We start from the raw sequence: 24,008 nt of genomic DNA, 5'->3' as shown, positions 1-24,008 counted from the left end.
CACCTGTGTACACGACACGGACCAGCGGGCAGAGTAAGGGCACGGCCGAAGACGAGGGGGGAACGTCATGGGCAGCGAGCCGCTCGGGGGCTCCCGCATCCTGTCGGAACAGAACGACGAGGCGGCCCTGCACCGGCTGCGGGCCATGACGGCATCCCATCGCAGGGCCCAGCGTCTGGCCAACGCGCGCATGGGCGTATCGGTGCTGCTGGCCGTCGCCGGGCTCGTCATCATCTTCCTCCCAGGTCTCAGCGCGTCCGTGACGGTGCTGGGCGGGGTGTGGGCGGTGGCGTACTCGATCGGCCTCACGCACTGGGAGAGCAGCGAGGCCCGTCGCGCGGCACTGCTGCAGGAGTCGTTCGATGTCAGGCTGTTCCACCTGGAGTGGAACAGCGCGATGGCAGGCTCCCCGCCCGCGGCGCAGCTGATCAACAGCCTCAGCCGACGCTTCTCGGGTGACGAGGCCGAGCTGCGCGACTACTACGAGATTCCTGAACTGCCGCATCCTTACGAGGTGCTTGCCTGCCAGCTGCAGAACCTCGGATGGGGCGCCCGAGTCCGCCGCCGCTATGCCCGCACGGTGCTGACAGCGGTCCTGTTCTGGCTGGGCGCGGGGCTCGTGGTCGGTCTGTCGACGCGTATGAACGTGCTCGACCTCGTGCTGCTGTGGTACGTGCCTTCGCTCGGCGCGGCGATGATGGGCCTGGAGGTGTGCCGTACCCAGTGGCAGGTCGCCGGGGAACGGGAGCGGGTGATGGAACTTCTTCAGGCCAGGGTCGCCGCAGGCGGTGAGACGAGCGCACTGCTGGCTTTCGCCAGGCAGGTGCAGGACGTGATCTTCCAGTCCCGGCAGCGGTACACCCGCGTGCCGGACTGGTTCTTCCGGCGCTTCAAGAGCACGGACCGGGCCGATTTCCAGGCCGCCATGGACGACATGCGAAGTCTGGTCGCCCACCGGACGCCCCAGCCGGGCTGATGCCGCGGCGTTGGGAACTGGATCTCACATCGCCCCGCGGACGGGACACGGATCAAGGGAAAGCAAGGTGGAGAACGCGGACGGCCTTGAATATCTGTTCGACGACGAGCTGGCGTCCAAGGCGCTGGTCGCCTGGGCCCGCAAGGGAGTGCATGGCCGCTCTGTCCGGCCCTTCAAGCCCCTGTGGCAGCCGTTGGGCCAGAGCGCCAGTGGGGCCCTGCTGACCGCGGTGGTGGTCAGGCCCACGCCCGGCGTCGTGGTGGTCAAGGTGTCCGCCCCCGGCCAGGAGGACGAGGGGCGCAACCACGCGGATGCCCATGAGACGGCGAAGGACCATGTGACCAAGCCGCTGCCCTGGTCCTGGCCGGTGCAGGACGGCCGCATGCTGACGTTCCAGTCGCCCGCGACCGGCAGCCTGCGCGAGGTGCGCGCCATGGCGGCCCTGGAAAGGAACGAACTGCCCGCCGGCTGCGCCCATCTGACGAAATGGCTGCTGACGGAGTGGAACAAGGGCCCGGGCGGCGGGACGTCCGACTGCCGGCCCGTCGGCGAGCTGCTGCGCGAGGAACTCGGCGCGCTCGTCTCCAGCGGTGGCTCGGCACTCGCCTACGGCTCGCGGATCGGGGGCTTGGAAGCGGACACGCCGTGGATCCGCGTCGACGGCCTGGACCTGCCGAACCCTCTGGCGCTCGCCACCGGAGACACCGGGCGCCCGGAGCTCGACGTCGTACGGGGACGGGCGCACGGCGACCTCCACCTGCACAACGTACTGGTGCCGTTTCGGGAAGGCAGGGCCCGGTTCGAGGAGTTCCAGCTCATCGACCTGGCGACGTTCTCCGACAACGCGCCGCTGTCGCGGGACGTGGCGATGCTGCTCCTGTCCGCCCTGGCACCGACGGCCCGGGCGCAGCCGACGGACGAAGGCGACGCCCTGCTGCGCCATCTGGTGCGCCCCCACGAGAGATACCTGCGCCGGATCACCCCGGCGGCCAGCGACCTCGTGCGGGCGGTGCGGGAGACCTGCGGCGACGTCTCCAAGGGCGGCCTGTACGACGTGTGGATCCCGCAGTTCCTGTTCTCTCTGGTCGCGACCGGCCTGCGGTTCAGCACCTACGAGAACCTGGGCGATGGCGGACGGTGGTGGTATTTCAGGCTGGCGGCGCACGCCGGCGGTGAGCTGTTGAGGTGGTTGGAGGACCGCCCGAGCCCCGGTGGAGTGCCGATCACCGCGCCGGTACCGGCCGGCCCGCGAGTGCCGTCCCGCACACCAGCTCCGCTGGATCAGCGGTCCACGAAGGACACGGACACGGGGCCGGCGGACAGCACGGCGCAGGCCGCGTCCGTCTCCAGGGGTGCGGCCACGGGCCGGTCCGAGGAACTGCGCCGGCTGGAGGCGTACAGCCGCACCGCCGTCGTCGCCGCGGGACACCAGGGTGCTTCAGGCACCCACGCCCAGCCCCTGGACCTGGCGGCGCTCGCCGTCCCCAGGGACCTGGAACGTGACCTGCTCGACCTGCTCGGCAAGGGCCGCTCGGCGTGCGTGAAAGGGGAGCCCGGCACCGGGAAGACGACGCTGCTGTGGCGGCTCCATCGCGTGTTCGCGGCGGACCCGGCAGGCCCGCGGCCCTACTTTCTGCGGGCCGGCGACCTCTGGAACACGGCATCCGGTGCCGGACTCACCCTGGAGACGGTGCGCGCCGCCTGCCGCTTCCTGCCGGGTCCCGCGGTATTCCTCTTCGACACCGCGGACCTGCTGGTCTCCGACACGGCAGGCCTCGTTCTGCTCCAGGAACTGCTCACGATCGCCGCGGAGAACTCGGTGCCGGTCCTGATGACCTGCAGGGAGCGGGAGTGGGACGTCCTGGAACCGTACGTGAGGGACTTCCACCTCCAGCAGCACAGACTCGGCCCGTACAGTCCACGCGAGCAGGAAGAGGCCATCCGGTCTCACGCGCGGTACTTCTACGAGGGAGAGCCCGAGGTCTCCGTGGACGAGGTGTGCCGTACCGTCACCAAGGCGGCGGTACAAGGGCTGCCGATGCGCGAGGTGTGCGCGGCTCCCCTGACCCTGCGCATGCTGTTCGAGACGTTCGCCCCCAAGCCGCCCCTGGTGGAGGAGATCGACACCGCGACCCTCTACGACCTCTACTGGACCCACCGCGTCCGCCAGGACCAGCGGGCGGGGGACGCCCTCCGGACCGGCACGGTGCCGCCGCCCGATCTCTCCGAGGCCGGCGAGGAACTGGCCCAGTTGATGCTGGAGGAGGGCAGGGTCGAGCTGTCGGCCACGGAGCTGGGCAACGGTTCACCTGCCTCCTCCCGGATCCCTGAACCGACACGAAGCCTGCAGGGGCTCGTGGCACGAGGTGTGGTCGAACGCCAGGGTGCCGGCGCCACGGAGCGCTACTCGTACTTCCATCAGACCTTGTTCGAGTACGCGGCCGGCCGCCGGCTCTGCCGGACTGCCGCGTCCGACAGCCCGTCTCCGCTCAGCGAGCTGCTCGGCTGGCTGAAGGAGCATCCCGACGATCAGTTCCGGCTCGCCGTCGCCGAGCAAGCGCTCATCCAGGCCGGCCGGGCCGGCGGCCGTGCCGCCCGGGCGTGCACGGCTCTGCTGACCAGCACGCTCGCCGACACCTGGGACGACGACTCACCGGAGCTCCATGGGTTGCGAGCCATGCAGGTGCGGGTCTACGCCCGGCTCCCGGCGCCCGATGCCGCATTGCGCCGTCATTTCACACCGGTGATCGCCACGCTGAGTCCCGCCCTGGCCAGGATCTACCTGCAGGCGCTGCCGACGACCTGTCACCAGGACCGCGAGCGGATCGTCGACGAGCTGCTGGGGCTGTGGCGCGGTGGTCATGACGAGCTGAGACAGCCGGTGCTCATCGCTCTGACATGGTTCGCCGAGCTCCTGCCGGAGAGCGTGATCACGGTCCTCGACCGGACCTGCCCGTCCTCCGCGTCCGGCAAGGGCCCCTGCCGGGGCACGCGCTGTGATCCCCGGCAATGCGTGTGGGCCTGGTTGCTGACCCTGCACAACTCCGAGATGTACAACTTCCTCGGGGTCCTGGAGGCGCTGGCGCCCAAGCGCCCCGACTGGGTGTGGCATCGGCTGCGCATGGTGATGACGGATCCGCACCGCGACCTGGCTCCGATGGCCCGTTGTCTGCGGCTGGCCGCGCGGCGGCAGGACTGGCCGGAGCGGCCCTATCCCGCGGTCCGGCACGTCGTGCGCCACCGTTGGGGTCAGGACCTCCAGGGCAACAAGAACGGTGTTCAGGTCCAGGCGGCACTGGGACGGTTGATGGCGAGCAGCTGGCTGGCCAACGGCCGGCAGCCGGCTCTGGACGCCGTCCTGAGGTCCGCGGCCCGGCGTCCCGAGGCGTTCATGTCGTACGCACAAGTACGTGCTGTGGCGCAGCTGGCGCTCCAGACATCCCCCGATGAGGTCCGCCACTTGCTCGGGGTGCTGGAGGAGGTCACAAGGCCCGCATCGCTGAATTTGCTCTCCACGTGTCTGCTCCTGCCTCTGCTGACCGCCACGCAGGAGACCGCCGACACGATCGGCGGCGACAATCCGTCCCGCCGTGTTCCCGGGCCGGAGCCGGCCGCCACGAAAGCCGTCCGCAGCTGGTTGGCCCGGAGGCTGCGGGCACACGACCGGGCCGTCCCCGCCGACGCCACGCACCGGCTTGCCGTGGACACCTGGAAGCGCGACCTGGATGTGGCCACCACGGCCCGGCTGGTCGGAGAGGCGTGGCCCGAGGACGCCGCGAACCGATCAGCTCACCGCCGCGACGAGCGCCGTACGGAGGAGGAGTTGCGCCGGATCTGGCTCACCGACCCGAACGTCGCCATTCTGCTGGTCGCCGCCGCGGCGGCAGAGCACCCGCACGCGCGAAAAGCACTGCGGCTGTGGCGAACCGACCGGGCGAGGAGCGGCAACGTCAGGGGTCTTGCCCGGGGCATCGGCGTGACACAGACGGACAAGAGGATCGCCCGCTCTCTGCAGGGACTCGTACCGCAGCACCCCGAGCTGCTGGACGAGTTGTTCGCTGGAGGATCCGTGGATCTCCGGCTGGATCCCGGCTGGCTGAACGCGGTGCTCAACCACCGCGGGGCGGACGTCGACCGTCGGCTGACGACCGTCCTGCGCCGGCATTCCGCGGCGCTCGAGGAACTGTGCGATCTCGCCTGGACCCGGGACTACGGTGCCGAGAACGCCCAGAAGGCCATCCATGTGCGCCGCATGCTGATCACCCGGGGCGTCCTCAGTCCCCCGACCCCGGCCCGGCTCTGCGAGATGCTGGACAGACGCCACCATCCACGTCACCTCAGTGCCGCGCTGCTCCTCGTCGAGACGATTGTCGAGCACAGCTCGAACGGCTCCCTGAACACTCCGGAGTGGCGGCAACTGGAAGAGAGGACCCTACGTGAGTTCGCTGCTGCCGAGTACACGCAGGGGCGTACCGGGCAGGGTGAGCGGTGGCACGAGAACGTCCAGGCCGTGGCCCGCCGGTGCCTGATGGGCCTGGTGTGCCGCCACCACCCGCTCGATACACAGGAGCAGGTCGCTCAGGCACGTCTCAGCGCACTGCGCCACTTGGCAACGGCTACGCAGGTCGACGACGTGACGGTGCTCGGACGGCTCCTCGAACGCCTCGTCGAAGCCTCGCCGCAGGATGCGGTGAAGTTGGTCAACGCGGCTGCCGGGAGACTGCGCACACTGTCGACGGGCAAGGTGACGACACTGGCCCAGCGCTGGTACAGCCCGATCTCCCGTCTCGTCGAACGGGCCACCCCGGAACAGTGGAGGGAACTCGTCGGGGGTTCGTGGGAAGGCCCCGACGAGCTCCTGCGCGTACTGATCCGGAGTGGCGTTCGCAAAGGTACCGACGAGCCGGCGAGGTATCTTCTCGCGATCGCCGACAGCAGCCCGTGGCCCGACGTGATCCGGGAGACGGTGCGTGTCGGCACCCTCCTGCGCACCGAGGGCAGCCCGCAGCGCTGGCTGCCGGCCCTGAATTCCGGTTCGAAGCCCTCCTGACCCGGTGCCACCGACCATCGGCCGACCGTCAAAATCAACCGAGTCGCGAACACGCATCCACCGTCGGTGCCGTGGTCATCCCCTCGGGGCGACCACGCCGGCTGGAGGCTCGTAGGCTGATCGGCGCCGCGGTCAACGAGGCCCAGCCCCGCAAGACCCGAGGACCGGGCTCTCACCTTGTCTTCCGGAAAGAGACTGCTCTCAGGCATCACCGCAGACCCGCGTCGTAGACAGTGACGCCCAGACGTCGGCGACGGCCGTCAGTAGTAGTCCTCCTGCTTTCGCATATGCCCCGTGGGCTCGATCTCCTCGCGGAGGAACGTGTATACCTCCTCCTCTCCGTCGATCAGCACGGCGTAGGCAGGCGGAGTCGCTTCGTCGGGCGGCTCGGTGATGCCAAGGATGCCTCCGAGCTTGCCCTCCAGATCGGGTCTGTCGGAGGCCCTGAGCACGCGCACTTCTCCGTAGAACGGGAGGGTGTCCGCCATCTTGGAGTCAGTCCTTTCCCATCACTTATGGGTGATCTCGCCGTCGAGGGACACATTAAGGTGGCTACCGTCCCTGCTGAGCCATCCCATCTTGGCCTTGCCCAGTTTGCTCAGCTGAACATCCCACTCGAACGGCTGCCCGGCGGTCCTGGACGGTCCCTTGATCCATTCGTTACCGAACCGGTCGATGTAACCCTTCCGAGCGCCACGGGGCAGGCCCGTACTGACCGACACTCTCTTGTCCGGGACGAAGCGGATGCGTCCCGTGTGGGGGAGCTGAGCGTCCTTGATGAGCCCCTTGACCCCGGTCCGGGGTGTGGGAACCACCTCTTCGCACTTCAGACCCAGCGGGTCGACCAGCAGCAGCGGCGCGTCGACGTAGGCGTGGTGATCGGGAGCGGCGTCGAGCCCCAGCGGGTCAGGACTGAGGTACCGGGCGACTTCCGGATCGTAGTAACGGAAGTAGTTGTAGTTCAGGCTTGTCTCAGTGTCGGCGTACTGGCCCGGAAAGCGCAGCGGGCAGAGGACAGATTCCGGCTCGTCGGTCCCGGCAGGGAGGTGGGTGCCCCACAACGTGCTACGACGCTGCCACACCACCTCGCCCTCTTCGGAGACGAGCTCCATGGGGGAACCGGCGTTGTCGGTGATGACTGCGAGAAAACGCGTAGCGCTCTCGGGGCCCGTCTCCTCGGCGAGTCGCGCGAGGAAGGAGCCTCCCGCGGGGACAGGCGACGGTGTGTGAACGGTCTGGGTGACGGGGCGGTGTGTGTCCGGTTCGTAGTCCCACGTGGTCACCTTGCCGTCCGGGCCCGTCTGTTCGGTCAGACGGGTGTCATCCCAGGAGAATTCGACACGGTCGGCGGGTGATCCATCCTCGGTCTCACGGTGCTTGGAGATGCGCCGGCCCAGCGGATCGTAGGTGTACCTCCATCTGTCACCGCTCGGCGTGACCACCTCGGTCAGCCGGTCCTCCGCGTTCCAGCCGTAGGACCATGTATGGGTTTTCCCACTGAGGAGTTTGCGCGTACGGCGGATGAGCCGGCCTTGGGTGTCGTGCTCGTACGTCGTCCGCCCCGCCCGGCGGACGATCGTGCCCTCGAACGCGCGCTCACCGGGGGAGCCGTGGCCAGGTGCCGACACCTGTCGCACTTTGCCGGTGGTGTCGTAGGCGTAGGTCTCGGTCCAGCCGTGGGCCCGTACCTCTGTGACCCGGCCCGTGCCGTCCAGACCGAAGCGGCGTGTACCCGAAGTCAGCTCTCGGATCTCGGTGAGATGGCCGTCGACCCGGTAGGCGTACGTGCGGTGCTGGAGGAGGCGGCCCGGATCGGTCCCAGCGGTGGCGAAGGCCAGAGACTGCGCGGTCATCTGCCCGTTCGGGTTCCAGCTCTGCGTGAGGGTCACTCCCTCGCCGAACCGGCGCTCGATCTCACGACCCGCTGCGTCGTGCGAAAAGTCCAGAGAGCCCGCCGCTGAGCGCAGTCGCACCGGTCGTCCGGCCGCGTCATACGTCCAGTCCGAAGCCAGACCGGATGGTGCCACGCGCCGAGTACGGCGCCCAAGGGCGTCGTACCGGAAGACCGACGTGCGATCGTTGACCGTCTCCGACAGGATCCGCCCCAGCGCGTCCCGTTCCAGAGCCACCTGGGCGTCCGCGTTGGCCGCGCGGCACAGGTTGCCGTCCGGTGTGTACGCGTACGTCGTGATCTCACCACTGTCGGTTTCCTGGGCCACGACCCTGCCGCGCGCGTCACGGGTGAAGCGCAGAACCTCGCCGGCGCCGTTGGTCCGGGCGATCAGCCTGCCCGCGGCGTCAAACGCGTACGTCAGCGTGCGCCCGTTGAAATCCGTCTCCGCGATCAGCCGGCCAGCCTCGTCATAGAGGTAGGACCAGGTTCGCCCCTCGGGGTTGGTGACGCCTGTCAGACGCAACTCGGTGTCGTATGTGAACCCGTACCGGGTGCCGTCCGAGTCTGTGCGGGTTGCCGGGACGTCGAAGGGTGCAGCCGTCTGCTGGGTCGTGTTTCCGGCGAGATCGGTGTGCGCGATCAGGTTGCCTTCGGCGTCCCAGGTCCAGGATTCGCGCGTGCCGTCGGGGTACGCGTGCCACTTCGGCTTGCCCTCGACGGTCCACCCCATGCGTGTGGTGTGACCGAGTGGGTCGGTCACCGCGACGATCCGGCCGAACGAGTCGCGGCCCACGGTCGTCTCATGTCCCAGCTCGTCGCTGAGCGTGATCGGCAAGCCGGCCGCGTTGGACACGATCCTCCGTGTCTGACCGAGCGCGTCTGTGACCGCGGCCAGGTGCCCTGAACTGTCGTATGCGTAGTGGGTCTCGGCACCGGTCGGGTCCACGGTGGCAATCACATTGCCACGGTCGTCGTAGGTGTGCCGCCAGGTCGCCCCACCCGGCTCGACGACCTTTGTCGGCACTCCGAGCGCGTTGTACTCCGCCTGGGCCTCCTGGCCATCGGGGAGGCTGAGGCCGGTGAGGTTGCCGGCGTCGTCGTACGCGTAGCGCGTGGTGTAGCCCAGCGGGTCCGTCACCGCGAGCGGCCGGGAGCCGTACTCGTCCCACTCGGTCCGCGTGACATGGCCCAGAGGGTCTGTCTCCTCCACCACCAACCCTTCGGTGTTGTACCGGTGGACCGAGACATGCCCCTGGGAGTCCGTGTACGTCGTCGTGCGGGCGGTGTCGTCGTAGGTCAGGGTGCCGGAGAGAATGCCGTCGATGCCCTCGGTACGAGTCACGCGGCCGCGGTCGTCGTAGACGTACGAGAACCAGGTGCCGTTGCGGTCGGTCCAGCGGGTGACGCGGCCCTCTGTGTCGTAGGTGAAGCGCAGGGGCTCGCCGCTGGAGTTGATGACCTCGGTGAGGTTGCCGGTGGCGTCGTAGCCGTACCGCATCACGACCGTGCCCTCGTCGGCTGTGCTGCCCGGGCGGTAACGGGATGGCGGCTCGTCCAGCAGGCGCAGGGCCGTGATGCGGGGGCCCTGGGTGTCGACGGCGACGTAGTAGCCGCCGGAGTGGCGGATGCCGAACGGGATGCCCTCGTCGTCGCGTTCGACGTCGATGCGGTCGCCGTTGCGGTCGGCCCAGGAATCGAGGGCCAGGTGGAACACGCCGAAGGAGGGGGACGGGACAGGAGCGGCGAAGGTGCGGGTCACGCCCGTCGACGGGTCGGTGACCGTCATCGCGCCGTCCGGTTTGCCGTCCCACTCCAGGGGCCAGCGGGCGCCCTTGGCCGGCATCGTGGGCACGCCCGGCTCGGGGATCGGGTACACCAGGCGCATGCCGTCGGCAGCGGCGAAGACGACGCCCTCACCGTCGATCTGGAGGCACTCGTCCAGGGTGGAGATCCAGGTCGGGCCGAAGCAGACGCCACCCCGGTAGGAGGAGAGGTGAGTGCGCGTGAACTGAAGCGGCAGACTGCCTGGCAGCGTGAGGTCCGTCTGCGTCATCAGCATCGCGCCGGTCGCCACGTCGATCGGCTCGCCCACGCACGGCGTGTCGTCGGCGTTGCGGGCCGCCGTGCCCAGATCGACCAGGTCCGGGCGGAGCGACGGCGGGCGCAGCAGCAGCGGGGTGGTGTCGGCGAGGCCGCCTTCCATGCTCGCCTTCAGCAGGCCGCCGCCCGCCCCGAGCGCGCCGCCGAAGATCATGCCGTCCTTGGCGGCCTGGTTGACCTCGTCCAGGCTGAAGCCGTGCTGCAGACCCGTCGCCATCTGCAGCGGCTGGGCCACGGCGAGGTCGACGGTGACCGACTCGACCCCGCCGAACGCGACGCCGGCGAAGGCACCTCCGATGATGTCGGCCACCACTGCGGAGACCCCGACGCCTATCGTGGCGCCGAACTCGATGACCGCGTCTGCCGCCGCTGCCGCCGCCCCGGAGGCGATGCCCGCGGTCATGATGGCCAGGGCCACGCCACCCGCGATCACGGCGGCGTCGATGGCTATCCGCGTCCACAGCTTGTTGATCGCGTCGTCGATGCCGTCGGCGAACTTGTCCAGCCCGTTGGCCATGTCCCGCGAGGACTCCGCGAGGTCGCTCAGCCAGCCGCTGTGCTGGTCGGTGGCGTAGCGGCCCCAGAACTTGTGGAACGCCTCGATCGACTCACCCGTGTTGTTGTGGATGATCCCGGACGCGCTGCGGTGCACAGGGGAACGGACGTCATCCACCGAGTGGGCGAACGCGCGCCAGGCCTTCGCAGCGGCCCGTAGCTTGTCGGGGTCGGCCTCGGGCCACCACAGGCCCATGTCGAGAAGGATGTGGCGGGCTTTGGACTCAATGCTCACCGGCACCGTCGCTCTGCTTGTGGGTCTTTATCTCCGTGAACATGCCGGCGATGAGCTGATCGTTGTCCACGTGTCCGTCGGCCATGTCGACCATGGCTTCGTGAATGCTCGTCAGGCCGAGCACCAGGATGCCCGCCGCGCTCTCGATCTTCTTCTGGTGCGGCTTGTAGACGTCGCCGAACTGGTTGCCCTGGTCGTCGTGCCCCCAGGGCTCGCCCAGGCCGTCCAGGGTCTTGATGAGAGTGGTCAGGGCCTTGCTCAGATCGACGGCCCCCTGGTGAAAGGCCGGTGCCGCTGCCTTGATGTCGGCGGTCTTGATGTCCAGAACCTTGCCGGGGACCTTGCCGTCGCCCATCGCTGTCGTCTCCCCCCGGTTCGCAACTGCGGCTTCCGACCCTAGAGGAGGACAGTCAAGGGAAGGCCATATCGAAGACATGCGCAGGCAATGCACGGACGGTGAGACAGCGCCCCACAACGACGTTGCGCGGCGCCTTGGGGCTGTCGGAGGGCAGCCGCACGCGCGCACAGCAGAGAGATCAAGCGGCGCTGGCTCGCCGCCGCGACACCATCCGCTCCCGGCTTCGCAGCCTGGGCCACCGCACCTGGCGCGTTCCACCCTTGCGGAGCGGTCACGGGCTGATCCGGCGGGGGCCAAGGGGCATTGGGCGCGGCCGGAATTCGGCGCTACGGTTCCGGCACATACATCAGCCGAGGAAGCTCAGCCGGACCTTGCGCTCGGGATTGTCCCTGTTCGTGTCGACCAGGCAGACCGACTGCCAGGTGCCCAGCTCCAGGCGGCCGCCGATCACCGGGAGGGTCGCGTGGGGCGGGACGAGGGCCGGGAGGACGTGGTCGCGGCCGTGGCCGGGGCTGCCGTGGCGGTGCTGCCAGCGGTCGTCGGCGGGAAGCAGGGTGTGCAGGGCGGCGAGGAGGTCGTCGTCGCTGCCTGCGCCCGTCTCGATGACGGCGATTCCGGCCGTAGCGTGCGGGACGAAAACACTGAGCAGGCCGTCGCGGCCGGCCGCCGCCTCGCGCAGGAAGTCCTCACACTCGGCGGTGAGGTCGACGACACGCTCCCGGGAGCCGGTGGAGATGTTCAGCATGCGGGTGGTGAAGGCATCTGGCATGCCCCCATCCTGGCCCATACGCGGGGTTTCGCAGTCCGGGCTACGAGCACTTCCCGAGACGACTGGTCCACAAGACGAGACGCCGCTGGCCGGGACACGGGCGTCTGGCCACGTTCTGCCGCATGGTGCGTTCGTATGTCGCCGCGGCCGCCGACTCCCCTTCCGGTCTGCTTCTCCCGTCGGGCTCCGCTGCCCTGACTGGTCGGTGTGGGTCCGCCGCCGTCGGCCATGGCGACCCGGTCCGGCGTGTCGGACGCGCCGGTGCAGATGCTGCGTACCGTGCCGTTCGTCGGTCTCATCCCGTTGTTCATCGCCTCGCTCGCGCGGGTCTTCGCCGAGTCTGCCGGGCACCGCGCTGATCGGGGACGGCGTGATCCCGGAGTTGTCGGCCGGCTCCTGCCCCGGGACGACGCTCCCGGGAAGATCCCTGCCCGGCACCAGGTTAGTAGAAGCGTGAACGAATTGCGTGAGGTCGAGGTTGTCGTCATCGGCGCTGGTCAGGCCGGGCTGTCCAGCGCCTACCACCTGCGGCGCACCGGATTCGAGCCGGACCGCGACTTCGTGGTTCTCGACCACTCCCCCGCGCCGGGCGGCGCCTGGCAGTTCCGGTGGCCCTCGCTGACGTACGGCAAGGTGCACGGGATGCACGCGCTGCCCGGCATGGAGCTGACGGACGCCGATCCCGCCCGCCCCTCGGCGGAGGTGATCGGTGCGTACTTCGCCCGGTACGAGGGCGCCTTCGACCTGCGCGTGCGACGGCCCGTCGACGTAAAGGTTGTACGGGAGGGAGACGGCGGGCGGCTGCTCGCGGAGACCTCGGACGGCACCTGGTCGGCGCGCGCCCTGATCAATGCGACCGGCACCTGGGACCGGCCGTTCTGGCCGCGCTATCCCGGTCAGGACACCTTCCGCGGGCGGCAGTTGCACACCGCGCAGTACGCCGGGCCCGAGGAGTTCGCCGGACAGCGCGTCGTGGTCGTGGGCGGCGGCGCCTCGGGCACCCAGCACCTGCTGGAGCTGGCCCCGTACGCGGCCGCGACCACCTGGGTCACCCGGCGGCCTCCGGTGTTCCGCGAGGGGCCGTTCGACCAGGAATCGGGCCGCGCGGCCGTCGCGCTGGTGGAGGAGCGGGTGCGCCAGGGGCTGCCCCCGCGCAGTGTGGTCTCGGTCACCGGGCTGCCCCTCAACGACGCCGTCCGGCAGGGGCTCGCGGACGGGGTCCTGGACCGGCGGCCGATGTTCGACCGGATCACCCCGGACGGCGTGGAGTGGGACGACGGACGGCACGTCACCGCCGATGTGATCCTCTGGGCAACCGGCTTCCGCGCCGCGCTGGACCATCTCCGTCCGCTGCGGCTGCGGGAGACGGGCGGCGGGATCCGCGTCGAGGGCACCCGGACGGTTGCCGATCCGCGCGTCCATCTCGTCGGCTACGGCCCGTCGGCCAGCACCATCGGCGCGAACCGGGCGGGCCGCGCGGCCGTCCGGGACATCAGGCGACTGCTGGACGAGGAACAACCGGTCGCCGCGTGACGTTCCGCCGGCTCAGCGGGCCCGAGACCGCGGGAAAGCCGGGCTCACACTCGGGCTCTGCGCCCGACCCGTGCCCTGGTGGAAGGAGTTGAACTCCGCCACGTTGCGCATGTGTGTCGCGTAGTCCGAGGTGAAGCGGGTGTCTCCGGGCTTGACCGTGACGAAGTACAGCCAGTCGCCCGGCGTCGGGGTGAGCGCGGCGCGCATCGCGTCCTCGCCGGGGTTGTCGATCGGTGTGGGCGGCAGGCCCATGCGCTGGTACGAGTTGTAGGGGTTCTCGATGCGGGCGTCGATCTGGCTGGTGCGGACGGTGCTGCGGTTCAGCGCGTAGTTGATCGTCGAGTCCATCTGCAGCGGCATCCCGCGCTTCAGCCGGTTGAAGACGACCCGGGCGACCTTGCCCATGTCCTCCCTGGTCGCGGCCTCGGCCTGGACGATGCTGGCGATGGTGACGGTCTGGTAGACGTTCACCGCGTTGCGCTGCGCCCCGGCCGCGATCGGCGCCGCACCGAACTTGCTGTCGGCGGTGTCGACCATGAATCGCAGCAGGGACTCGGGCGTCGCTCCCCTCTGAAGGGGGTACGTCGCCGGGAAGAGATAGCCCTCCGGGTTGCCCGCGGCGTCGCTCGGCAGCTTCAGACCGGCCTCCCCGACGGATGTGCGTGTGCTCCCGGCAGGCAGCCGGAGAGCCTTGTCGATCGCGTCGTACACCTGGCTCGCACGCCAGCCCTCCGGCACGACCAGCACGGCGGGCGGTGTCCGCTCGGATGTGCCGTCCAGCGTCAGCAGTGGCACCGCCACGGCGGTGCCGGCCACGACGGCGCCGGCCACGACGAGGACGAGTCTGCCCCGGCGGGTCAGTCGAATCGTGCTCCGTGGCGGAATGTTCGTCTGCATGCGGGAACGGTAATACGCATATCGCCACGAACCCGGCATATGTTCAGTCTGTCGGCCGCAGCGTCAGCGCGTCGGTTCGAGCTGCGCGTCCCGTCGCACCAGCGCCGCGTACCGCCCGCCCAGTTCCAGCAGTTGCTCGTGGCCGCCGCGTTCGGCGACCCGTCCGGAGTCGAGGACCACGATCTGGTCGGCGCTGCGGATCGTGGACAGGCGGTGGGCGATGGTGATCGTCGTCCGGTCGGCCGACAGGGCGTCGATCGCCTCCTGGACGGCGGCCTCCGTACGGGTGTCGAGCGCGCTGGTCGCCTCGTCGAGGATGAGGACCGGCGGATCGCGCAGGATGGTACGGGCGATCGCGAGGCGCTGCTTCTCACCGCCGGAGAAGCGGTGGCCGCGTTCGCCGACGACCGTGTCATAGCCGTCGGGCAGCGCGGCTATGTGGTCGTGTATCTGCGCCGCCCTGGCCGCCGCCTGCAGTTCCCCGTCCGTGGCGTCCGGTTTGGCGAAGCGGAGGTTGTCGGCGACCGAGGCGTGGAAGAGGTACGTCTCCTGCGAGACGACACCGACCGCGCGGGCGAGGGTGTCGAAGTCGAGGTCCCGGACGTCGACGCCGTCGATGGTGACGCGCCCGCCGGTGACGTCGTACAGGCGGGGCACCAGATAGCCGAGCGTGGACTTGCCGGCGCCGGTCGGGCCGACGACGGCGAGGCTGCCACCTGCGGGCACCGTGACGTCGATGCCGTCGAGGACGGGGCGGGTCATCCTGTCGTCGTTGTCGTAGCGGAACTCAACGCCCTCGAAGCGGACTTCGCCCTTGACCTGGTCGAGGTGGACGGGCCGCTCGCGCTCGGTGATGTCGATGGGCAGGTCCAGATACTCGAAGATGCGCTGGAAGAGGGCGAGGGAGGTCTGGATCTGGACGCCGGTGGCGAGCAGGCTCACGGCCGGCCGGAACAGTCCCTGCTGGAGCGAGACGAAGGCGACGATGGTGCCGAGCGAGACCTTGGGGCCGCCGAACTGCAGGGCCAGGCCTGCTGTCCAGTAGATGACGGCCGGCATCGCGGCCATGACGATCGTGATCACGGCCATGCGCCAGCGCCCGGCCATGTTCGACTTCACTTCCAGGTCGACCAGGCGCTCGGACTCCTCGGCGAAGGACGCCGTGAGCGAGTCGGAACGGCCCATGGTGCGGCCCAGCAGGATGCCGCTGACCGAGAGCGACTCGGTGACGGTGGCCGCCATCGCGGCCATCTGCTTCTGCCGCTGTGTGGTGATCTTCTTGCGTTCGTTGCCGACGCGGCGGCTGATCCACACGAACACCGGCAGCAGGAGCAGCGAGACGATCGTGAGCCGCCAGTCGAGGGCGACCATCGCGACGATCGTGGCGACCACGCTGGTGACGTTGGAGACCAGGGAGGTGGCGGTCGAGGTGACGGTGGCCTGCATGCCGCCGATGTCGTTGGCGATCCGGGACTGTACCTCGCCGGTGCGCGTGCGCGTGAAGAAGGCGAGCGACATGCGCTGCAGCCGGCCGTAGACAGCGGTGCGCAGATCGTGCATGACGCGCTGGCCGACAGTGGTCGAGATCAGCGTCTGGAGGACGCCGAAGACGCTGGAGAGCACGGCACTGAGGATCATGCCGAGCGCGAGCAGGCTGAGCAGGCCGATGCGGCCCTGGGGGATCGCGACGTCCAGGGTCTCCTTGAGCAGGAACGGCGTGGCCACCGAGACCAGCGAGGAGGCGCCGACCAGCAGGCCGACGATCGCGAGCCGCCCGCGGTAGGGACGGAAGAGCTTCAGGATGCGGCGCACCTGCCGGGGCTGTTCCTTGGCGTCGGCAGGCGGGGTCCAGGACGGTTCTCGGTCGGGATGCATGGGCTCCTACGGAGGTGAACGGGCGCCGGTCGGGATCGGCCGACGATGACGAACGGATCGTAGCTCATTGTTACCTATACTCACAATGAACTGCATCCTGATATTGTTCCCGCATGACCACCCCCGATCCCGACGGCCTCCTCGCCGAGCAGCTGCTGCGGCTGACCCGCCGGGTGCACCGCATCCAGAAACGCCATCTGGAACGGCACGACCTGGGCGTCACTCCGGCCCAGTCCCGGCTGCTGCGCACCCTCGCGCACTACGCCTCGCCTCCGCGCATGGCCGACCTCGCCGAGCGCCTGGAGGTGGTGCCGCGCGCGGTGACGACGCTGGTCGACGGGCTGGAGGCGAACGGGAAGGTGCGGCGGATGCCGGATCCGGCGAACCGGCGGGTGACCCGGATCGAGCTGACGGACGAGGGGCGTACGACCCTGCGTGAGCTGCGCGGCGCACGCCGCTCGGCGGCCGAGGAGATACTCGCTCCGCTCACGGAGAAGGAACGCCAGGTGCTCGGCGTACTGCTGGACACACTCATCGAGGGGGACGGCGGCCAGCGCTGCTGAACACGGCGCAACGGGCACGGCGTACGGGGCACCGGGCTCGGCGTACGGCCCGTCGGCATGGATCAGCCGGCGCGCGACGCGAGTTCCTCGACGGTCAGCCCGCTTCCGGAGCAGTTCGATCCGCCCGAAGGCCTTCAGATCGCGGCCTTGGCGATGTCGCGGACGACCACGCGGAACACCAGCGGCGAGATGACCGCCTTGACCAGGCGCACGAAACCGTCGCCGAGCGGCCGGATAGCCGTGGCCGGCTCCGGCCACGGCTTCCCGACGACGATGCCGAGCACGAATACGCAGGCGCCCAGCCGTGTAGATCACCGCGCGCGTGGCGCACTCCGCAGCGCCGTGCTCAACAGCGCTCGCGATCCTCCGTCAGCACTCCCTGAACCGTGGTCAGCGAACGGTCGTAACAGCCGTCGGAGCCGTACAGCCGATAGCGCTCGCTCGACGTGCCGACCGCATGCCGCTGGTCGCGCGGAACGTTGATCGTGTACGCCGCGTCGCCGCTGTAGGTGTCGTCGAGCCGCGACCAAGCGACGCGTCGGCCATCCCGCAGTTCCACGACCGACGCGCGGTCGCCGAGCGTCAGCACGGTACGCAGCCGGTCGTCCGCACCGATGGTCGTCGCGCCGTTCATGGTGTACGTCCGGTCGGTGCGCGTCGCCCGCGCGGGACCGTCGCCGGCGACGGTGACCGTCTGGTCGTCGGTCCAGGTCGCGTCCAGTGCGTCCGTGTTCTCCCCGTCGGTCCACCGGTGGACGGAGGTGTTGGCGAGTGTGCGGGTGACGGTTGTGGTCACGCGGCCGTGCGAGGTGTCGAGGTATCCGGACACGGTGAGCCGGTGTCCGGCATCGGTGTTCACATGGTTCTCCGAACCGGGCGTGTAGGTGGAGGAGTTGGCGATGTCCGTCGCCTTGTTCTCGGTGAGCGCCCCCGTGACGTGAGCGCGGTGCGCGTCCTGCCAGACCAGGACGTTCACCGGTGCGCTCCAGCCCGACTGGCCCGCGGGCACGCCGACGACGGAGACCTCGACGCGGTGCGGACGCCCGTCGTCGAGCAGGCCCGCGAAGGGGGTGAGGTCGTATTCGATGGGCCGGACGTCGAAGGCGTGCGGCGCCGGGATGACGTACCAGAGGAAGGGGTTGGACCAGCCGCCGGTCCAGACGTTCGGGAACGGTGCGGCGATTCCGGCCAGTTGGCCGTCGACCTTGATCTGCACCTCGCGGTAGGGGCCGTGATCGGCCTTGCAGGAGTACGACGCCGGGTCGGCCACGGTCAGGTACCAGAACTCCTCGCAGCCGCCGCCCGAACCGGTCGCGTAGACCTCGGCGACGATCCGCTCGCTGTTGCGCGGGGTGGTGAGGGTCGCGCCGTCGGGCGTGTCGGCGAGGGTGAGCACGCGGTCTGGGGTCCGCTGCGAAGGACGGCCCGCGTAGAAGGTCAGAGTGACGTGTACGTCGATGACGCCGGTGTAGGTGTCGTCCACCACGTTGCCGATCAGCATCTCGACGTCCTGCGGGCTGCGGAAGGTGTCGCTGTAGCGGGTGACGTCCTTCTCGACGTGCCATGCGATGCCGTCGGGCGAGGGCTCCGGGGTGGAGGTGCGCAGGATCTCGACCCCACCGACGTGCAGATAGCCGAGGCGGTCGTACTGACGGCCCTTCACCTTGCCGTCGAGCCGCAGGACGACCTTGCTCCAGTGGTCGCCGCAGCCCTGGGGCGGGGTGTAGGCGCCCCGGTACGGCGTGAAGTCACGGAACTGGGCGTCGGCGAGGGTGACCTGGCACGACGTGGCGTGCGGTCGCTCGACGGGCGGCGCCGCGGTGACCGGATCGTGCCAGTCGGTTCCGAACTCGGCCGGGACGTCGGCCGCTTGGGCCGCAGCGGCTCCGGTGCCGAAGAACGCGCTCGCCAGGAGGGTCGCCCCTGCGAGCATGGACATGACTATCCGTCTTCTCATGCCCGGTGTTCTACGGGCAGTCGGGGGCGACCCGCAATGACGCCTCGGGAAGAACGGCGCGATCGCACGCCGGGCGTGCCGACGCCAAGTCGCACGTCACTCACATGGATGCCCGTGCCGGGCTTGGCCATTCCTGGCCGCCGGGTCCCGCACGCGCCGGTGCGTCAGGCGCGCAGTTCCGCCTGGTCGCCCATCACCATCACCGGGTGCAGGTCCGGGTCGAGCGTGCGCAGCAGGAACTCCATGGCCTCTTTGGACACGCTGACACACGCGGACGTGCCGTCGCCGTGGTCGAGATGCAGCCAGATACTGCCGCCTTTGTCGTCGCCCTCGGGGCGCGTGGGGTCGTCCGGCCGGGTGCCCGGGAGACGGTTGTAGTCGATGGCGATGACGTAGTCGAAGTCGTGCTGGTGCGCCTCGCCCCACTCGTTCGGCGGCGCATAGCCCTCCTCGTCCTGGTCGTACGGCAGCCGGGTGCCGGGGTCGGCGAGCACACCCCCCGCGTCGGACAGCCCGAACACGCCGACGGGGCTGCGCTCGTCACCCGTGTGATGGTCCGTGGTCCAGCCGTTCCGCCCGTTGTGCCCCGGCCAGTCGGCCACCGCCCGCCACTCCGGTCCCTCCCGTGTGTACAGCACGACCATGGAATCGGCCGAGTCCTCGTCCTCTCCGTACACCGCGACGACCTGGCCGGAGTCACGCGGGATCTGCCGGAACAGCCGGTCGCCGACGCCCGGGATGCGGGTCGGGCCGGTCGTGGGGGTGGTCGACACCGTCGGGCTCTGCCCGCCGGGGCCGGGGCCCGCCGCCGCGGCGGAGCGAGTCGGGCCGGGGGCGTCCGTGCCGCACGCCGACAGCGTCACCAGAAGGCTTCCAAAAGCCGTCACCGCGACCGTCGTTCGCCGCAGAGTGGGGATCTTCACGCTTCCATGGTGGCCTGGGCAACGGCTCATTGTGCGATCTTCCGGACATCCGGGTGACGGCAGCGGCACCGGGCCCGGTGAGCGGTGGCCGGAAGCCGGTGCATTTCGGCGCTCCGTCAGAAAAACCGTTTGAAATTCACCACTCAGCGACGCGAACCTTTCACGGCTTGTCACCGCTCTTCGCCGCTTCCCCACTCCCCCTCTTCTCCCTGTCCCCTCTCCATCCCTTCCCCCTGACACGAGCCACTGGGACGTCATGCAGATTCAAGACCTTCCGTACTCCGATCCGGGCGTCCCGGACGCACGTTCGGGCCCCCGATTCCTGTGGTGGCTCGGGCGGAACCAGCTGGGCGGACAGCTGAAGTCGCTCGCCTGGGGCCTGCTGCACTTCGTCTCCGTCTCGGCCCTTCCCTTCTGTGTCGGCCTGGCCGTCCAGGCGGTCGTCGAGGGCTCCGGCTCCCGGCTCGCCCTGACGGGCGCTCTGATGTTGTTGTGCGGCACGGGCATCGCCGTCGGTGACACCTTCCTGCATCGGACCGCCGTCACCAACTGGATCACCGCCGCCGCCCGCGTCCAGCAACTGCTGGCGCGCAAGGCCGCCCACTTGGGCTCCGCCCTGACCCGGCGGGTCGCCGCCGGGGAGGTGGTGGCCGTCTCCACCGGTGACGTCGAGAAGATCGGCTGGTTCGTCGAGGCGGTCTCCCGGTTCACCGCGGCCGCGCTGACGGTCGTGGTGGTCTGTGTCGGCCTCGTCGTCTACCAGCCCGCCCTGGGCGTGGTCGTCGCCCTCGGACTGCCCGTCGTGGCGCTCGCGGTGCTGCCGCTGCTGCCCCGGGCGACGCGCCGCGCCGACGAGCAGCGCGAGAAGGCCGGGCGTGCCACCGAACTGGCCTCGGACACGGTCGCCGGACTGCGGGTGCTGCGCGGCATCGGCGGCGAGGAACTGTTCCTCGACCGCTACCGCCGCGCCTCACAGGAGGTACGGCACGCCGCGGTGCGCAGCGCCCGGATGTGGTCGCTGATCTCCGCCGTCCAGGTGCTGCTGCCCGGACTGCTGCTCATCGCCGTCGTCTGGCACGGCACCCACCTGGCCCGCCAGGGCCGCATCACCGTCGGCGAACTCGTCACCGTCTACAGCGCGGTCATGGTCCTCAACTACCCGCTGCGGCACTTCGAGGAGATCGCCATGGCGTACTCCTTCTCCCGCCCTTCGGCCACGCGGGCGGCCCGCGTGCTGTCGCTGGAGCGTTCCACGGCCACCGAGGGCACCCTCGAGGCGGAGGTGCCGGGCGGCGACCTGTACGACCCCGGCACCGGTCTGCTCGCTCCCGCCGGCCGTCTCACCGCCGTGGTCTGCGGCGATCCTGACGCGGCGGGCAGACTCGCGGAACGCCTGGGCGGACACCCGACCGAACCGGGCCGCTCGGTGCTGCTCGGCGGAGTCGCCCTGGACGACCTCCCCCTGGACAGCGCGCGCACCGCCGTCCTCGTCCAGGACAAAGACCCGGTGCTGCTCTCCGGCACGCTGCGCGAGCTGCTCGACGTGCCCGCCTCAGGAGCCGTACGGGCCGCGGACGCGCTGGCCGCGGCGCAGTGCGAGGACGTCCTGGACGCACTCGTCCAGGGATCCCTGGACACCGCCGACCCGATGGACGCCCGCATCACCGAGCGCGGACGGTCCCTGTCCGGCGGCCAGCGCCAGCGGCTCGCGCTCGCCCGGTCGCTGATCGCCGACCCCGAGGTGCTGGTGCTGGACGAGCCGACCTCCGCGGTCGACTCGCACACCGAGGCACGGATCGCGGACGGTCTGCGCCGGCTGCGCTCGGGACGCACGACCGTGGTGTTCACCTCCTCGCCACTGCTGCTCGACCGCGCGGACCGGGTCGTCCTGGTCCACGAGGGCGAGACCGTGGCGGTCGGTGCGCACCGCGAACTGCTCGACAGCGAGCCGCGATACCGGGCCGTGGTCACGCGGGAGACGGACGACGAACTGGCCACGGCCGACAAGGGCGCCCTGGTGGGCGCGCGCCAGGATCTGGAAGAGATCGAGGAGAGCGCATGATCGGCGTTGCGCCACCGGCGTACGACCCGGCGGCCCCGACGACCGCCACCACCCTGCCCGTCGGCGCGGCCTCGACCGTGCGCGCCTATGTCGTGGAGCTGTTCCGGCGGCATCGCCGGGCGTTCCTGCTGCTCATCGGCGTCAACACGGTGGCCGTGATCGCCTCCATGGTGGGTCCCTACCTGCTCGGTGGCCTGGTCGAGCGGGTGTCCGACCGGTCGCGGGAGCTTCATCTCGGCCCGATCGCCGGGCTGTTCGTGCTCGCCCTGGCCGTGCAGGCCGTGTTCACCCGGCAGGTGCGGCTGCGGGGCGCGATGCTCGGAGAGCGGATGCTGGCCGATCTGCGCGAGGACTTCCTCGTCCGGTCGGTCGGACTGCCGCCGGGCGTGCTGGAACGGGCGGGGACGGGCGATCTGCTCTCCCGCATCACCACCGACATCGACCGCCTGGCCAATGCGATGCGCGAGGCCGTGCCGCAGCTGGCGATCGGTGTCGTGTGGGCCCTGCTTCTGCTCGGTGGGCTCGTCGTGACGGCGCCGCCCCTCGCGGCCGCCGTGCTGCTGGCCGTGCCGGTGCTGGTGGCCGGGTGCCGCTGGTACTTCAGGCGGGCGCCCTCCGGCTACCGCTCCGAGGCCGCCGGGTACGCGGCCGTCGCCGCCGCGCTCGCCGAGACGGTGGACGCGGGCCACACCATCGAGGCGCACCGGCTCGGCGCCCGCCGCGTCGCCCTGTCGGAGCGGCGGATCAAGGAGTGGACCGCCTGGGAGCGGTACACGCTGTGGCTGCGGTCCGTGCTCTTCCCGGTCATCAACGCCGTCCACGTCATCGTGCTCGGCTCGGTGCTGATGGTCGGCGGGGCCTTCGTCCTGGGCGGCTGGATCGGGGTGGGGCAGCTGACCACGGGCGCCCTCGTCGCGCAGATGCTCGTCGACCCGGTGAACCTGATCCTGCGCTGGTACGACGAGGTGCAGGTCGCCCAGGTGTCGCTGGCCCGTCTGGTCGGCGTGCGGGACATCGAGCCGGACGCCGGGGACGCCTCGCTGGCGCCGGACGGGCGGGACGTGCTGGCCGACCGGGTCCGCTTCGGCTACCGCGAGGGCGTCGACGTGCTGCGCAAGGTGTCCCTAGAGGTCGCCCCGGGCACCCGGCTGGCCCTGGTCGGCCCCTCGGGTGCGGGCAAGTCCACCCTGGGCCGGCTGCTCGCCGGGATCTACGCGCCCCGCGACGGCCGGATCACCCTGGGCGGTGCCGAGCTGTCCCGAATGCCGGCGGAACGCGTCCGTTCGCACGTCGCCCTGGTCAACCAGGAACACCACGTCTTCGTCGGCTCCCTGCGCGACAACCTCCTGCTGGCCCGCACCGATGCCACGGATGCCGAGCTGTGGGCGGCGCTGGGGGCGGTCGACGCGGACGGCTGGGCGCGGGCACTGGACGACGGCCTGGACACCGAGGTCGGCTCCGGCGGGCTTGCGCTGACCCCCGCCCAGGCCCAGCAGATCGCGCTGGCCCGGCTCGTGCTCGCCGATCCGCACACGCTGGTCCTGGACGAGGCGACCTCGCTGCTGGACCCGCGCGCAGCCCGGCATCTGGAGCGCTCCCTGGCCCGGGTGCTGGACGGCCGCACCGTGGTCGCCATCGCCCACCGCCTGCACACCGCCCATGACGCGGACGTGATCGCCGTCGTGGAGGAGGGCCGCGTCAGCGAGCTCGGCAGCCATGACGAGCTGGTCGCGGCGGACGGCGCATACGCGGCGCTGTGGCGGTCCTGGCACGGGTGAGCATCCGGCGAGCCCCCGGGTGGCCGGTACCGCGGCGCAGTGCCCGGGGGGCAAGGCCGGTCCCCGCGATCGCGGCGGCGCTGCCGGCAGTACCCGGGGGTGCGCCGCCGGGTGCCGTGGCCGCGGTCGTCGGTTCTTGGGAGGACCGGACCCTCGCAGGCCGGCGCGCGCCGGGGGGGCCGCCTGCGGGGCTGCGCTGCCCCTGCCGGGTCACAGCGGGGGCCGCCACCGACACCGACCCCCGCCAGATCACAGCGGGGGCCGCCACCGACACCGACCCCCGCCAGATCACAGCGGGGGCCGCCACCGACACCGACCCCCGCCAGATCACAGCGGACAGGTGCGCGCCCCTGCCCCCGGGCGCTTCGGGCCGCCGGGACCCGGCGCGCGGGCTGCCAGGAGGGGCTGCCGACGCCTGACCGAGCGGGTCCACGGCGGGCGGGTGCGCGGTCGCGCCTGCCGACGCTTTGGGCAGTCGGGTCA

At 70.4% G+C, this 24,008-nt stretch carries 14 protein-coding genes and 1 pseudogene; 6 read left to right on the top strand and 9 right to left on the bottom strand.

Translation table 11 applies throughout. The features are described from left to right. The first annotated feature begins 67 nt into the window (after positions 1-67). Both ABT288_RS21980 and ABT288_RS21975 read left to right on the top strand, forming a co-directional pair. Positions 68-976 (top strand): S-4TM family putative pore-forming effector, encoded by a 909-nt coding sequence (locus ABT288_RS21980; protein WP_351610293.1) that lies wholly within the window; start codon positions 68-70, stop codon positions 974-976. Positions 977-1,043: 67 nt separating this feature from the next. After that, the gene (locus tag ABT288_RS21975) at positions 1,044-6,026 is read left to right on the top strand and encodes a hypothetical protein (RefSeq protein WP_351610290.1); all 4,983 of its coding nucleotides are present in this window, start codon (positions 1,044-1,046) and stop codon (positions 6,024-6,026) included. A 260-nt stretch (positions 6,027-6,286) separates the two neighbouring features. Here ABT288_RS21975 and ABT288_RS21970 read toward each other — a convergent pair whose 3' ends face one another. From ABT288_RS21970 to ABT288_RS21955, 4 genes are all read right to left on the bottom strand, one after another. Next, positions 6,287-6,514, bottom strand: coding sequence for a hypothetical protein (locus ABT288_RS21970; protein ID WP_228617260.1), 228 nt, complete (start codon positions 6,512-6,514; stop codon positions 6,287-6,289). Between the two features lie 21 nt (positions 6,515-6,535). Further along, positions 6,536-10,810: a polymorphic toxin type 17 domain-containing protein gene (locus ABT288_RS21965; protein WP_351610288.1), complete on the bottom strand. Its 4,275-nt coding sequence runs from the start codon at positions 10,808-10,810 to the stop codon at positions 6,536-6,538. Then, positions 10,800-11,165, bottom strand: a complete 366-nt coding sequence (locus ABT288_RS21960; RefSeq protein WP_351610285.1) for a hypothetical protein — start codon at positions 11,163-11,165, stop codon at positions 10,800-10,802. The genes ABT288_RS21965 and ABT288_RS21960 overlap by 11 nt, the downstream gene beginning before the upstream one ends. Before the next feature lie 349 nt (positions 11,166-11,514). Continuing rightward, complete coding sequence (locus ABT288_RS21955) at positions 11,515-11,937, bottom strand: secondary thiamine-phosphate synthase enzyme YjbQ (protein WP_351610282.1); 423 nt, start codon at positions 11,935-11,937, stop codon at positions 11,515-11,517. 453 nt (positions 11,938-12,390) lie between these two features. Between ABT288_RS21955 and ABT288_RS21950 the strand changes: the two genes are divergently transcribed. After that, complete coding sequence (locus ABT288_RS21950; protein ID WP_351610320.1) at positions 12,391-13,470, top strand: NAD(P)-binding domain-containing protein; 1,080 nt, start codon at positions 12,391-12,393, stop codon at positions 13,468-13,470. 12 nt (positions 13,471-13,482) lie between these two features. Here ABT288_RS21950 and mltG read toward each other — a convergent pair whose 3' ends face one another. After that, complete coding sequence (mltG, locus tag ABT288_RS21945) at positions 13,483-14,367, bottom strand: endolytic transglycosylase MltG (RefSeq protein WP_351610279.1); 885 nt, start codon at positions 14,365-14,367, stop codon at positions 13,483-13,485. Positions 14,368-14,430: 63 nt separating this feature from the next. Continuing rightward, the gene (locus ABT288_RS21940) at positions 14,431-16,242 is read right to left on the bottom strand and encodes an ABC transporter ATP-binding protein (RefSeq protein WP_351610275.1); all 1,812 of its coding nucleotides are present in this window, start codon (positions 16,240-16,242) and stop codon (positions 14,431-14,433) included. A 113-nt stretch (positions 16,243-16,355) separates the two neighbouring features. Between ABT288_RS21940 and ABT288_RS21935 the strand changes: the two genes are divergently transcribed. Then, positions 16,356-16,805 carry a MarR family winged helix-turn-helix transcriptional regulator gene (locus ABT288_RS21935; RefSeq protein WP_351610273.1) on the top strand — a complete coding sequence of 150 codons (450 nt, stop codon included), beginning with the start codon at positions 16,356-16,358 and terminating at the stop codon, positions 16,803-16,805. A 111-nt stretch (positions 16,806-16,916) separates the two neighbouring features. Here ABT288_RS21935 and ABT288_RS21930 read toward each other — a convergent pair. The 3 genes and pseudogenes from ABT288_RS21930 to ABT288_RS21920 form a co-directional block, all read right to left on the bottom strand. Continuing rightward, positions 16,917-17,107: pseudogene (locus ABT288_RS21930) on the bottom strand (cation:dicarboxylate symporter family transporter); the annotation flags it as partial. Positions 17,108-17,151: 44 nt separating this feature from the next. Further along, complete coding sequence (locus tag ABT288_RS21925) at positions 17,152-18,762, bottom strand: peptide-N4-asparagine amidase (protein WP_351610270.1); 1,611 nt, start codon at positions 18,760-18,762, stop codon at positions 17,152-17,154. Between the two features lie 164 nt (positions 18,763-18,926). Further along, positions 18,927-19,715, bottom strand: coding sequence for a hypothetical protein (locus tag ABT288_RS21920; protein WP_450860272.1), 789 nt, complete (start codon positions 19,713-19,715; stop codon positions 18,927-18,929). 226 nt (positions 19,716-19,941) lie between these two features. Between ABT288_RS21920 and ABT288_RS21915 the strand changes: the two genes are divergently transcribed. Both ABT288_RS21915 and ABT288_RS21910 read left to right on the top strand, forming a co-directional pair. After that, complete coding sequence (locus tag ABT288_RS21915; RefSeq protein WP_351610266.1) at positions 19,942-21,747, top strand: ABC transporter ATP-binding protein; 1,806 nt, start codon at positions 19,942-19,944, stop codon at positions 21,745-21,747. Further along, entirely contained in the window at positions 21,744-23,525 is a 1,782-nt protein-coding gene (locus tag ABT288_RS21910) for an ABC transporter ATP-binding protein (RefSeq protein WP_351610264.1), read from the top strand. Before ABT288_RS21915 ends, ABT288_RS21910 begins: the two co-directional genes overlap by 4 nt. Positions 23,526-24,008: the final 483 nt, after the last annotated feature.

Origin of the sequence: Streptomyces sp. NPDC001093, from assembly GCF_040298985.1 — a bacterium.
In the GTDB taxonomy this organism is placed as follows: Bacteria; Actinomycetota; Actinomycetes; order Streptomycetales; family Streptomycetaceae; genus Streptomyces.
The sequence above is the reverse complement of the archived record's forward strand: the minus strand, read 5'-3'. Positions and strand labels throughout refer to the sequence as shown.